Genomic DNA, 12,920 nt, shown 5'->3' with positions numbered 1-12,920 from the left:
CAATTCGATCTATTTATCCTTCATCCCGTAATGAAAGTGTAGTTCAAATTTATTGAGTTAAGAAAACATTTATGAAAGTTCCATTATTTCCACTGTCATCACATATTCTTCCCGAGGGGAGAATGGCCTTACGCATCTTCGAGCCCAGGTATACTCGCATGGTAAAAGAAGCCTGCGAAAGCAACGGTGGATTCGTGATATGTATGTTGAATGCAAAGGGAGATAAAACGCTCAACACTCATATCTTTCCTACGGGAACGTATTGCAAAGTGATTGATTTTGATGTCCTTGAGGATGGTCTTTTAGGGATTACGGTAGAAGGCCAGTACTGCGTCAGCATAAACGACATTGAAACCGAAAAAGATGAACTCCGAGTGGCGAGTTGCGAGCCGGTGGATGTATGGCAGTGTAACTTTGACATTAATGAACTGAGCCCAATGAATGAGCGACTTGGTGAGATATTTGAAACTTATCAGGAAGTTAGCGGTTTATACGACCAGGTCAAGCTAGACGACCCATTGTGGGTGATTAATCGGTGGTTAGAATTGCTGCCGGTTGATGCAGAACAAAAGCAGCATTTTCTCGCGCAAAAAGACTGCAAAAAGATTGTTGCGTATCTTTCACAGCTAATTGAGTAATCGTAATTACAGCCAACAGAAAGAATTTAATAAGTGATCTTTCTTAATCACGATTCGTATACTACAGTAATCAATACGACAGGACTGAATTGAATGCTAATCGGAATTCCATTGGAAAATAACAAGCCAGACGTTCGAAAGCCTAAAGATTGTGCGGCTGAGATGTCTGCTCACCTAGATACAGTAGCAAAAAAACGATGCAAAGCTTCGTTTGCCAAAGTGTTCGGCTACTTTGCCCCTCGCTTGCGTTCGTATGCCCTCAAACAAATGGGGAACGAGGCAATCGCAATGGAGCTTGTGCAAGATACAATGTCTAACGTTTGGCAAAAGGCACACCTGTTTAACGCAGAGAAAGGTTCTCCATCTACTTGGATTTTTACTATCGCAAGAAACATCCGCTTTGACATGTTGCGTAAATTGCAGAACCGAAAAGAAGATGTATGTTCCGATGATCTGTGGCCAATATTGTGCGAGCAAACAGCAGATCCAAAAGAGACGTCGCTCGAAGAAAAGATAACCTTAGAGCAAGTCGGTGAATTGTTTGATGAGTTGCCAGCGAAGCAGAAAGCAGTCATTGAGGCAATTTATATCGATGGAAAGTCACAACAAGAAGTTGCTGACGAATTAGAAATTCCTTTGGGCACAGTAAAGTCTCGAACAAGACTTGCGCTTCAAAGATTGAAGGACATGTTAGCAACACATGATTAAGTTTCATCCCAGCATCCAGCAACTCAGCCAGTTCGCAGATGGGACACTATCGTCTACTGAAGCACTTATTGTTTCAGCACACTGCGATATGTGTTCTCAATGTCGAAACAAGCTTGAGTTATACATAGAAGCGAATGCAGAAGTGGCGTTTCCCGAAACAATTGACAGCACTGAAAGTGAATTTTCTGGCATGCTAGAGATGATCACTTCTCAGGAAGTTGATGCGGGTATTCAAGTCACTCCTAAGAACCATATCATCGATTTGGATGGAAAGACGTTTGAGTTACCTCGTACCTTAACGCGTTTTGCTGATTCAATCGGGAACTGGTCCCATCTTGTAGGTAAACTATGGCAAGCGCCTGTTGATATCGGTGGTGACACCGTTGCCAACTTCATTTACATGGAGAAGGGCGGGAGCGTACCTGAACATACTCACCGTGGTAGCGAAATGACCCTAGTCATAAATGGTGAGTTCAGTGACGGTATATCAGAATACGACACTGGTGACTTCATGGTCATGAATGGCGAGCACAAGCACAGCCCAAGTACGCAAGCAGATGAAGGCTGTTTGGTATTTAGTATCGTTGATAAACCTCTTCACTTTACTTCGGGTTGGGCTAGATTGATAAATCCATTTAGCCATTTGTTCTTCAAATAATATCTGAAGAATGTTGATCAAAAAAAAACACGTCATTTGACGTGTTTTTTTGTTTGAGAGCCATCATGTTGGTGACGGCTTTTGCTTAATCTAAGAATTCACTATCCGGATAATTTAAACGCAGCGTACGCATCGTGTTTTCTTTAAGTTCGGTAAGGTTTAACTGATCATAACTTGACACCATTACCTCAAGTGCAGGTTGCACTTGACTTGTATCAGGGAAGTTCTCGATCACATATCGACCCCGGTTTGCCGCGGCAACATAGGCTTGGCGACGCATATAGAAACGAGCAACCGCAATCTCATACTTCGCCAAACGGTTTTTGATATGTAACATACGCTCTCTTGCGTCGGCAGCATATTTACTATTTGGGTACTTCTGAATTAATCGACGGAAATCCTCGAACGCTTCTTTTGATTTCGAAGGATCACGGTCATCACGGTCGACGCCAAGTAACTCTTGAAACAAATTGTTATCCAATTCCATGTTTGTGACACCACGCATAAAGTACGCATAGTCAACATCGGCGTGGTTAGGATTCAAGCGTACAAAGCGATCGATCGTTGCTAAGGCTTGGTCAGGCTTTCCACCTTTGTAGTATGAATAGATCAGATCAAGTTGTACTTGGTGTGAGTGTGCACCAAAGGGATACGTCGAATCGATTAGGCCGAGAATTTGAGAAGCTTGGGCAAAGTTGCCTACCGACATACTGTCTCTTGCATCGGTATATAAGGCTTGTACGCCCTGATTAGCAACCGCTTGGATTTGCTCTTCTTCAGATGATGCGCAACCACCTAAAGTAAAAATTGATGCGGCTAATATTGCTACGCCTGTTTTTTTCGTGAATTTCATTGAATTCGATTTACCTTTCTATTTATAACTGAGTTTATAATTCTTGCTCTATCATGGCTAGTTTCAAGTAACTCGCTATGGTCGCATATTCTCTTGCGTCATATTCTACACTAAGCTTTATTTACTGTCTTATTTAAACTCAGGCAGAGTGAATAATTTGTTCTTTTCGCGATTCATGACATTCTCTGGTTATACTCTTGCGCTTGTATTGGTATAATGACCGCTATTCTTAATTAAGCGAAACCTATGCCAGCCAATAATATACAAATTGATCTTTCTGCAGAAGTACCAGAAACGATGTTCGATAAAAGACTAGACCAATGTTTAGCGCTTTTGTTCCCTGAATATTCACGTTCAAAGCTAAAAGAGTGGATTTTAGCTGATTACGTCCTTGTTGATGGCGAAGTAGTCAACACGCCTCGTCTCAAGCTAAAGAGTGGGGAGCTGATCGAAATAAAAGCGACCCAAGAAGTTCAGGTAACGAACACTCCACAAGATATCGATTTAGATATTGTGTTCGAAGATGAGCACATCATAATTATTAACAAACATGCTGGTTTAGTCGTTCACCCAGGTGCTGGTAATCAAGATGGTACATTACTGAATGCTTTATTGGCTAAAGTACCAAATATCGATCAAGTACCTCGGGCTGGGATAGTGCATCGTCTCGACAAAGATACGACTGGTTTAATGGTTGTTGCTAAAACCTTGCCTGCCCAAACTAGCTTAGTTGAACAACTTCAGTCACGAAGCATGGGGCGAGAATATGAAGCTCTCGTCATGGGCACAATGGTCGCAGGTGGCGTGGTAGATGAGCCCATTGGTCGGCACCCGAATAAGCGTACTTCCATGGCTGTGTCTGAAGCGGGGAAAGAAGCAGTTACTCACTACCGTGTTAAAGAAAAGTTTCGTGCCTATACCTATTTACGCTTAAAGCTAGAAAGTGGCAGAACTCACCAAATCCGTGTTCACATGTCACATATTAAGCATCCTTTGGTCGGTGATACTTTATATGGTGGGCGCCCACGTTTACCGAAACATGCCAGTGAATCCTTTGTGAATACGCTTCGTGGATTTAAACGTCAAGCTTTACATGCTGCGCAATTGTCACTCACTCATCCAATCAGCCAGGAAGAAATGACATTTCAAGCGCCACTACCTGAAGATTTTGTCAACTTGCTTGCAGAAGTACGTGAAGACACCAAGATTAATGGTATCGATATATAGTGGAGCTTATTCACGCAGAGTGGCCTTTACGTGACAAAGTCATTTGCTGTAGTACGACAGTAAATGGCGGCGTCAGCAAGGGCCCTTATGCTAGCTTGAACCTTGGGGCCCATGTTGGTGACGATGCAGCCAATGTTACTGAAAATCGTCAACGCCTAAATAGTTACCTTTCAAAACAACTTCCATACATCAAGCCAGTTCATTGGCTGAATCAAACTCACAGTACGAAGTGTGTTTCCTTAGAAGCTTCGTCAAATGACAAGCTTAATATACCGATATCTGCAGATGCAGCATATTCACAGAGTAAAGCGCAGCCTTGTGTCGTAATGACAGCTGACTGCATGGCGATAATGCTAGTAGATGCAGCGGGAACACAAATTGCTGCTGTGCATGCCGGCTGGAGAGGGTTGATTGATGGTGTGATTGAAAACACCTTGGGTCAATTTATATGTCAGAAAGCTGATATTTATGCTTGGTTTGCACCTGCTATTTCCGCTTCGAACTTTGAAGTCGGGCATGATGTTGCGGATTTATTTGGTGCATATCCAGAATCGCTCTCAAGTTGCGACCAAGAAAACAAGTATCTATTAGATTTGCAGCTAGTTGCCAGTCAAAAACTCACAGCCGTTGGTGTCAAGCATCAGTATTTTGCAAATATGTGCACTTATTTAAGCGGCAATCTATTCTCTCATCGCAGAACGACGCACCAAAACTTCAAAGCCTGCGGGCGAATGGCAAACTTGATCGTAATCAAATGATTGACAATTGAATAAGAAATAAACTTGAAAGTTGTCTTATTCGCCACCAAATACTAATCATACAAGTAATGGAGTCATATTATTTATGCGATTAGATAGATTCACTAGTAAGTTTCAAATAGCCATTTCTGATGCGCAAAGTTTAGCGCTTGGTCGTGACCAACAATATATAGAACCGGTACATTTGATGATGGCTTTGCTGAACCAGCAAGGCGGTTCGGTGCGCTCGTTATTTGACCAAGCTGACGTTAACGTTAATAGCTTGCGTTCTTCTCTGTCTGAAGCCATTGAGAGGTTGCCGCAACTTCAGGGGATCGGCGGTGATGTTCAGCTGTCGAATGATTCAATTAAGCTGCTGAACTTGAGCGATAAAATCGCGCAACAGCGCAAAGATGATTACATCACTTCTGAAATATTTGTGTTGGCCTCACTTGAAGATAAAGGCTACTTGGGAACAATCTTCAAAAGCTTGAAGGTAAAAAAAGAAAAAATCGAAGAAGCGATAAATTCAATGCGAAATGGCCAAAAGGTCACGGATCCTAACGCGGAAGATGTTCGTCAAGCACTTGAAAAATACACTAGCGACCTAACTGAGCGCGCTGAACAGGGTCGATTAGATCCTGTCATTGGCCGAGACGATGAAATTCGTCGAACAGTTCAGGTGCTGCAAAGAAGAACTAAAAACAACCCCGTTCTTATTGGTGAGCCAGGTGTAGGTAAAACAGCGATTGTTGAAGGTTTAGCGCAACGTATCATTAATGGTGAAGTGCCGGAAGGCCTAAAAAATAAACGTGTATTGTCCTTAGACATGGGGTCACTGCTGGCTGGCGCTAAATACCGCGGTGAGTTTGAAGAAAGGCTCAAAGCAGTACTAAACGAACTAGCCAAAGAAGAAGGGAAGGTGATTCTTTTCATTGATGAATTGCACACCATGGTCGGCGCTGGCAAAGGTGAAGGGGCAATGGATGCTGGTAATATGCTGAAACCTGCGCTGGCAAGAGGCGAGTTACACTGCGTTGGTGCAACGACTCTTGACGAATATCGTCAATATATTGAAAAAGATGCAGCCCTTGAACGACGCTTTCAAAAAGTACAGGTAGATCAACCATCGGTTGAAGATACGATCGCAATTTTGCGAGGTTTAAAAGAGCGTTATGAACTACATCACTCTGTGGATATCACCGACCCTGCTATTGTTGCAGCAGCGAGCTTGTCAAACCGTTACATTAGCGACAGACAATTGCCTGATAAAGCAATAGATCTTATTGATGAGGCGGCCTCGAGCATTCGATTACAAATTGATTCGAAGCCAGAGGAAATGGATAAGCTCGAGCGTCGTATTATTCAATTGAAACTGGAAGAACAAGCACTGGCGAAGGAAACCGATACTGCATCGCATAAACGCTTGGAAGTGATTGAGTTAGAACGGGAACAGCTTGAACTAAAATTTGCCGAACTAGAAAAATTATGGCGTGCAGAAAAACAAGCAATGCAAGGCACGCAGTTTATAAAGGCTGAGTTGGAGCAGGCTAAGCTTGATTTGGAAGTAGCTCGACGAGCATCCGATTTATCTCGTATGTCCGAGCTACAATACGGAAGGATTCCCGAACTCGAATTAAAGCTTGAACAAGCCAGTGAAGCGGAAACGACTGAAACACTATTGCTCAAGAATAAAGTGACAGAGAATGAAATTGCCGATGTGCTCTCTCGCTGGACTGGCATCCCAGTCAGTAAAATGCTTGAGGGTGAAAAAGATAAATTGATCAACATGGAAGGCAGTATCGGGAAGAGAGTCATTGGACAACAAGAAGCAGTAAAAGCTGTCTCGAATGCAATTAGACGTTCTCGGGCTGGCTTAGCGGACCCAGATAAACCAACGGGTTCATTTTTATTCTTAGGTCCAACAGGTGTGGGCAAGACAGAGTTATGTAAATCATTAGCTAATTTCATGTTTGACACAGAAGACGCAATGGTGCGAATTGATATGTCAGAGTTCATGGAAAAGCATTCTGTTTCTCGTTTGGTCGGTGCACCTCCAGGTTACGTTGGTTATGAAGAGGGCGGTTACTTAACCGAAGCCGTTCGCCGCAAACCATATTCAGTCATCTTGTTGGATGAAGTTGAAAAAGCCCACCCGGATGTATTCAATATTTTGTTACAGGTACTCGACGATGGACGGTTAACAGATGGTCAGGGCCGTACAGTTGATTTTAAGAATACCTTGATCATAATGACCTCAAACTTAGGCTCTGACATTATTCAAAACCATAAAGATGACAGTAGTTACGAGCAAATGAAACAGCAGGTGATGGGAGAAGTGAATAACCATTTCCGTCCTGAGTTTATTAATCGTGTAGACGATATTGTGGTATTCCACTCACTTGGAAAAGACGAAATCAAGTCAATTGCCAAAATCCAATTGTTAGGTTTGCGTCAGCGTTTGCAAGAGATGGGGCTTAAGTTTGAAATTTCTGGCGCCGCATTAGATCTCATTGCTGATGCTGGCTTTGACCCAGTGTTTGGAGCAAGGCCATTAAAACGAGCGATTCAAACACAGATAGAGAATCCCTTAGCGGAAAAACTCTTAAGTGATGGTCTGGCAGATAAGGAAGTGGTGCGTATTGATGTGCTAGATGGACGCTTGTCTATAGTGTAATTTTTGCTAACTTTTGCCTCCATTGACAGAACACTACCGTCATTGGAGGCTTGGTCTTAGCGAATTATTCAGCTCTTCAACTGCTTCAACAATGCGCTTGCTTCCTCTTCGTAGCTAAAGGACTCGAACAACTGTAGTAGGTTTTCGAGTTCGGTTTGGGCATCTGCCTTACGACCTAGCTTCGCTAATGTATAAGCAATATGATAACGAACGTCAGGCGTCGCTGTGTTCATTGCAAAAGACTTACGAAGTAGGCTCAGTGCCTCATCATATTTACCTTGCAATGACAGGGTCCAGCCAAGTGTATCTAAGATGTTTGCGTTATTTGGGCTGAGTACATAGGCTTTGTTAGCTAAGTCGTACGCGGTATTTATTTTATCTTCCTGCAAATAAATGTTGGCTAAGTTGTTCATTACAATAGGTAAAAACGTATAGGAGTTGTTTTTGATTATTTGTGAGTAATGTTGTTTGGCTAGAGTAAACATACCGTTCTTGCTGTAATAATCGCCCAATAGGTTTCTAGCCAAATCAGAACGTTCATCATCTGTTATGATAGATTCAAAAAGTTTAACAAAACGTTCTTCGTTATAGCCTAATTGCGCGAGTTGATAGCTTTTTGCCATGGCTTGGGCGAACAAATTTTGTTTTTCAACCGCGTCCAGATAGTAATTACTAGCTTGTTCCAGCTTCTTTTGGCCAACTAAATAGTCACCCTTGAGCACATCAGTGTCTGCGACAACAGGGAAATCTTGATAGAGCTTTTCTAGCTCTTTGTTTGCCAGTTGCATATCGAATGTTTGAATTAATAACTTTGTGTATTCACGTCGAATGACATATTCATCAGAAGAGATGGAAATGGCACGTTCGATACTCTTTCTAGCGTTTGCAAAGTCATCTGCTCTTTTCTGCAATAACATCAAATCGAGTAACTGAAACGAATTGTCTTTGTATAAGCTGAATAGTGTTAAAAGGTCTTTTCTTGCAGCTGCCAAATTACCTTGAGCGAGGTAAAGATTGGCTCGTTTATCTAGGTACCTTGCATTCAAAAAGCTATTCTTTAAAAGTTGAGTAACTATAGCAATAGCATCTTCATATTGACCTTCTAGTTCATACAATTCTGCAAGCTCCAGCTTCGCTGGGATATAACTACTATCAATTAACAGTATGTTAGATACCTGGTCCTTAGCCTCATCAAAGCGCTCGAGTTGACGAAGTACTCTCGATTTGAGAAGAAGGGTAGTAATATCATTGGGACGCTCCGCCACTAATTTCGATAAAAGAGTAAAAGCATCATCATACTGAGCCTGCCTAAAGCGGATAGAAGCTAAGTTAAAACGAGCAGAGTAGTGTGAATTGTTGCTTTCAAGTATTTCATTTATCGTATTTTCAGCCGTTTCGAGCTTTGCCTCTTTTATATCGATGCTAGCTTGAAGGTTTTTATAATCGTTATTCGCAGGTTGTTTAGCCAAAAGCTTTTCTACAAGTTTTCTGCCTTCGACCAAGCGGTTTGCCTGAATGCTAAGCAGTGTCTTGGATAGCAGCGCCCCCTCAGAATCTTCGCCAATAGAGTCCAGCTCTTTTAGTGCCTCATCTAGTTTTCCTCTAGAGGCTAAGGCTTTCGCTTTTAAAGCGATAAATTCAGGATTACCGGCGAAACTTTTTTCCATCTGGAGGATAAGCCAGTTACATTTGTGATTGGCATCTGCTTGCAAATATATCGTGCATAATTTATTGCCAAAATTTAAGTCTTCTAAAGCGATTTCTTGAAATTTTTCTAAAAGGTTTGCTGCGGTCGTATAGTTTCCTTCTTGGCTATAAATATCAGCAAGTAACAAACTTGCATTTAAATCATTAGGACGTTTCGCGAGATACTTTTCTAAATCTTGGCTAGCAGCTTCGAAGTTGTTGATTGCATAATTAGACATACCGCTGATATAGACCAAACCATCAGCGTCTTGCATTAATTCATCATCAATTAATGATAGGTAGTTGACGAGCTCTTCGAGTTTAACGTTAGCATTGTCAAAATCACCTTTTTGAGTAAGTACCCAGGCACTTAAAAACTGAGCCATCGGGTCATCTGGCGCACTGACTAAAACTCTATCGAGTAAATCACTTGCTTGTTCCAGTTTTCCAGAAGAAAGGTAAGCAGAAATAAGATCTCTCAACACTAAGGGTTGGTTTTCGTCAGCTGCAATAGCACTCTCTAAGGCAATGACATAACGATCGGTATCGCCTAGTATGTTATAAAGTGTTGCTTGAGTACGCAGTGTTTCGGTATTGAATGCATCTTTGCTGAGCGCGTTATCTAATAGCGTTTGAGCTTCATCATAATTTTCTTGCTGAATCTTAAAGCGCGCTGCTGAAACAAGTACGTCAGGATTGTTGCTGATTCTTACCACTTTATCAAACAACTGCGCGGCTTTTTGCGTGTTGCCTAATGCGTTATGACTCTTAGCCTGCAACGTGTTCAATATCGATTCGTTTTCTTGAGTTAAGCCTTTAGCCGACAGCCCTAGTATTGTCTCGTATTGTTTTGTGACCAAAAGGGCGTTAGCGTAATCTACGATGATGAGATTAGCATCAGCACCCGCATCCAAGGACTCCTCGAATTCCAATATAGCGTCTTCGTAATAAAAAGAAATAGCTAGGGCTTTCCCCATCAATATTTTACTAGGAAGGTGACTTGCATCTTTATCTAAGCTGTTTTTCAAATGGATATAGGCAGCATCAAGGTTGCCATTATCAAATGCAGTTTTTGCGTTTTCAAAGTCAGTATTTACTTGAGCTAGCGCTGGAAAACACAAAATCAGAGCGGAAATGATTGGAATAAGTTTCATAGTAGGTACGTCTTTACTCAGGAACAGGCAGATAATGGCAAGATAATATCAAAAAAAAAGGCGGTAAAGACCGCCTTTTTTAAATTTAGTTATTATGTTACTTCTTACGTTTTAACAAGAAGAGCACCCCAGCGCCAAACAATGCTAAGATGCCTGGTGCATTTGCAGGAATGTTAGGTGTATTTTGCTTCACAAAATCTACACCAGCAATTTTGATGTGATCAGTTATATGACCCGCGTTTCTCAGCACAGAGTGAGCTGCACCCACGAGCCAGAATTTTGAATAAACACCCGAGCTTGTAACAGGTAGGACATCCAGGTTTTGGCCGCTGCTACGCACTCGACCGTTTCGTGTGGTATCGGCGTCTAGTAAGTTCCAACCTTGATGAGTAATACTTTCCCATGTGTCAGTTGTGCTAAATGGTAAATTACCTGTGATACTGCCGCCGGTATAAGCCATAATCGATGCGCCAGCGCCACCTTGTGTTCTCGACTCATTAGAGCCATCAGCATCTGTATAAGCGTAGTTCCAGCCAGTATACAAATTACTGATATTCACTTTTTCACTGAATGATAAAAGAACCATGTCATAATCTTGGTTGTTATTATCTACAGAGTGATTAGGTGTATCATCTCTCTCATCGCCATTAATTACGCCCAGGCCCGTGCTGTAGCGTGTTAACTCAACGCTTTGTATGCACAGGTCTTGGCCTTGGCTGTCTTTACAGCTAGAAACGTTGTTGTGTAAAGAGCTAGACCAAGCCGTTATTGACAAGTCTATCCCGTTAACGGAACCGTTTAATTGGTTGTTAGTACCGAAAGGATTGATGTTACCAAAATCCGATGGGCTACTAAAATGACTGTTCGTATCGTTAGATGAAGCTCTGAAATCCCACGCAGGGTCTACAGATGCATATTGGCTAGACGCAAACGATGTTGCTGATATCGACGTTAGTGCGATAAGAAAACCTAATTTTTTTAAAGTCATTTGAATTCCAATTCTCTATTACTACTTTCAAATTTTATTAATATAACCCTATGCAAAATATAAGCCAGTGATAAATTTACTATACTAAACAATAGTTAAGGTGAAATGTTTGTTTCCCTTCTACAGGTGGTGTATAAAAAGCTGACAACTCTGTAGTAAGAAAGTGACGGTAGAATATTAACATAGATTTTGATTACTACGCATTTGCATAACTACGCTTCATTAACGTTGCATTGATATGTATGATAATATTAGCCAGTTAACAATTACGTATTACTTTACTCAGAGGAATAATTGAACGACATGACCGCGAATAAAAGAAAAGGTATTTATCTACTGCCCAATTTGCTAACAACCGCGGGGTTGTTTTCAGGGTTTTATGCGGTTGTTATGTCGATGAATAATCATTTTGAGTCAGCAGCAATAGCGATATTTGTTGCGATGATCTTTGACGGGTTAGATGGCCGAGTCGCCAGAATGACTAATACGCAGAGTGACTTTGGTGCCGAATACGATTCTATGGCAGATATGGTCTCTTTTGGTATGGCACCAGCGTTGGTAGCTTATAATTACGGCTTAGCCGATTTGGGAAAAATTGGTTGGTTAGCAGCATTTGTTTATGTTGCAGGTGCTGCATTGCGACTCGCACGCTTTAACACACAGGTCGGCATCGCAGACAAACGATTCTTCCAAGGCTTGGCGAGTCCGGCAGCTGCTGCCTTAGTTGCTGGAATGGTTTGGGTAGGTATTGATTATGATATCGATGGAAACGACTACGGTGTGATCGTTGCACTTGTGACTGGCCTATCAGGGCTATTAATGGTCAGTAATTTCAAATACAACAGTTTTAAAGAAGTCGAATGGCATGGAAAAGTCCCTTTCGTGGCACTTCTTGTGGTTATGTTGATATTTATTGTTGTTGCAACAGCACCGTCATTAGTTCTTTTTATTGTCTTTATGCTTTACGCAATTGCTGGTCCGGTAAATACATTTAGAACTGTTGATAAAGTCACTCTCGAAGATGTGATCGGAGAGGCAGAGGAAGACGCCGATTTTGACCCAGTAGAAGAGGTTAGCGATGAACCAGATATTAAGGATGATAACAGCAAAGAAAAAATGCCTGTAGATAAAGAAGAAACGGGTAGCAAAAATTAAGACAAATATATCACTTATCTGTGTAAGAAACTTTTAGATCATGTAACCCCTATTTGTGGGGCTACATAAACGATAAAAGAGCCAGGACAAACTACTAAGTTGTCCTGGCTCTTTTGTATCTAACTGAAAAACATGGCTTTAATATTAATTCTTGTGTGTTTTTTAACCTTTGAATGTAAAGTTGTTATACATTGAGTAAATGATAAATAAACTTTGTCTTTAGGCTTGACTCGATGAAAGAAGTCTGTAAAATGCGCGCTCACTTCAACGGAGACATCCAAACGAAAGTTTAGAGACAATGTTGGAGTGGCTAGCAACATTACAATTTGGCTTCGATTTACTAAGGACTTCGGTCAAAAATAAATTGAAATAAAATCGTAAAAAAGCTTGACAATAAATTGGATGTAGGTAGTATACGCATCCCGCTTGAGACGGCACA

10 protein-coding genes are annotated in these 12,920 nt (G+C 41.5%); 7 read left to right on the top strand and 3 right to left on the bottom strand.

What is annotated here, in order from left to right; genetic code table 11:
* Positions 1-71 precede the first annotated feature (71 nt).
* The 3 genes from RM556_RS10700 (at position 72) to RM556_RS10690 (ending at position 2,004) form a co-directional block, all read left to right on the top strand.
* Positions 72-638, top strand: a complete 567-nt coding sequence (locus tag RM556_RS10700; protein ID WP_311362675.1) for an LON peptidase substrate-binding domain-containing protein — start codon at positions 72-74, stop codon at positions 636-638.
* 93 nt (positions 639-731) lie between these two features.
* Entirely contained in the window at positions 732-1,346 is a 615-nt protein-coding gene (locus RM556_RS10695; protein ID WP_311362674.1) for a sigma-70 family RNA polymerase sigma factor, read from the top strand.
* Positions 1,339-2,004, top strand: a complete 666-nt coding sequence (locus RM556_RS10690) for a ChrR family anti-sigma-E factor (protein ID WP_311362673.1) — start codon at positions 1,339-1,341, stop codon at positions 2,002-2,004. The genes RM556_RS10695 and RM556_RS10690 overlap by 8 nt, the downstream gene beginning before the upstream one ends.
* An 85-nt stretch (positions 2,005-2,089) precedes the next feature.
* Here RM556_RS10690 and RM556_RS10685 read toward each other — a convergent pair whose 3' ends face one another.
* The gene (locus RM556_RS10685) at positions 2,090-2,857 is read right to left on the bottom strand and encodes an outer membrane protein assembly factor BamD (RefSeq protein ID WP_311374578.1); all 768 of its coding nucleotides are present in this window, start codon (positions 2,855-2,857) and stop codon (positions 2,090-2,092) included.
* A gap of 246 nt (positions 2,858-3,103) precedes the next feature.
* On the opposite strand from RM556_RS10685, the gene rluD reads away from it, so the two are divergent.
* The 3 genes from rluD to clpB all read left to right on the top strand — a co-directional run bounded on the left by rluD (position 3,104) and on the right by clpB (position 7,498).
* The gene (rluD, locus tag RM556_RS10680; protein ID WP_311374577.1) at positions 3,104-4,084 is read left to right on the top strand and encodes a 23S rRNA pseudouridine(1911/1915/1917) synthase RluD; all 981 of its coding nucleotides are present in this window, start codon (positions 3,104-3,106) and stop codon (positions 4,082-4,084) included.
* Positions 4,084-4,842 (top strand): peptidoglycan editing factor PgeF, encoded by a 759-nt coding sequence (pgeF, locus tag RM556_RS10675; RefSeq protein WP_311362670.1) that lies wholly within the window; start codon positions 4,084-4,086, stop codon positions 4,840-4,842. Before rluD ends, pgeF begins: the two co-directional genes overlap by 1 nt.
* Positions 4,843-4,927: 85 nt before the next feature.
* On the top strand, positions 4,928-7,498 hold the full coding sequence (gene clpB, locus RM556_RS10670) for an ATP-dependent chaperone ClpB (protein ID WP_311374576.1): 2,571 nt from the start codon (positions 4,928-4,930) through the stop codon (positions 7,496-7,498).
* A gap of 68 nt (positions 7,499-7,566) precedes the next feature.
* On the opposite strand, the gene prsT is transcribed toward clpB, so the two are convergent.
* Both prsT and xdp1 read right to left on the bottom strand, forming a co-directional pair.
* On the bottom strand, positions 7,567-10,338 hold the full coding sequence (gene prsT / locus RM556_RS10665; RefSeq protein WP_311374575.1) for an XrtA/PEP-CTERM system TPR-repeat protein PrsT: 2,772 nt from the start codon (positions 10,336-10,338) through the stop codon (positions 7,567-7,569).
* Between the two features lie 97 nt (positions 10,339-10,435).
* A complete protein-coding gene (xdp1, locus tag RM556_RS10660) occupies positions 10,436-11,326 on the bottom strand; it encodes an exosortase-dependent surface protein XDP1 (protein ID WP_311374574.1) in 891 nt (296 codons plus the stop codon).
* 303 nt (positions 11,327-11,629) lie between these two features.
* Here xdp1 and pssA point away from each other — a divergent pair, with 303 nt between their 5' ends.
* On the top strand, positions 11,630-12,481 hold the full coding sequence (gene pssA, locus RM556_RS10655; RefSeq protein ID WP_311362658.1) for a CDP-diacylglycerol--serine O-phosphatidyltransferase: 852 nt from the start codon (positions 11,630-11,632) through the stop codon (positions 12,479-12,481).
* Positions 12,482-12,920: the final 439 nt, after the last annotated feature.

This window comes from Alteromonas sp. W364 (assembly GCF_031846205.1).
GTDB classification, from domain to species: domain Bacteria; phylum Pseudomonadota; class Gammaproteobacteria; order Enterobacterales; family Alteromonadaceae; genus Glaciecola; species Glaciecola blandensis.
This window is presented reverse-complemented; position numbering and strand designations above follow the sequence as displayed.

What these genes read in the sequence shown, in the direction of transcription:
- RM556_RS10700 (WP_311362675.1), top strand. Translation starts at nt 72, where the DNA reads ATGAAAGTTCCATTATTTCCACTGTCATCACATATTCTTCCCGAGGGG.
- xdp1 (WP_311374574.1), bottom strand. Translation starts at nt 11,326, where the DNA reads ATGACTTTAAAAAAATTAGGTTTTCTTATCGCACTAACGTCGATATCA.
- clpB (WP_311374576.1), top strand. Translation starts at nt 4,928, where the DNA reads ATGCGATTAGATAGATTCACTAGTAAGTTTCAAATAGCCATTTCTGAT.
- RM556_RS10695 (WP_311362674.1), top strand. Translation starts at nt 732, where the DNA reads ATGCTAATCGGAATTCCATTGGAAAATAACAAGCCAGACGTTCGAAAG.
- RM556_RS10685 (WP_311374578.1), bottom strand. Translation starts at nt 2,857, where the DNA reads ATGAAATTCACGAAAAAAACAGGCGTAGCAATATTAGCCGCATCAATT.
- rluD (WP_311374577.1), top strand. Translation starts at nt 3,104, where the DNA reads ATGCCAGCCAATAATATACAAATTGATCTTTCTGCAGAAGTACCAGAA.
- pssA (WP_311362658.1), top strand. Translation starts at nt 11,630, where the DNA reads ATGACCGCGAATAAAAGAAAAGGTATTTATCTACTGCCCAATTTGCTA.
- prsT (WP_311374575.1), bottom strand. Translation starts at nt 10,338, where the DNA reads ATGAAACTTATTCCAATCATTTCCGCTCTGATTTTGTGTTTTCCAGCG.
- RM556_RS10690 (WP_311362673.1), top strand. Translation starts at nt 1,339, where the DNA reads ATGATTAAGTTTCATCCCAGCATCCAGCAACTCAGCCAGTTCGCAGAT.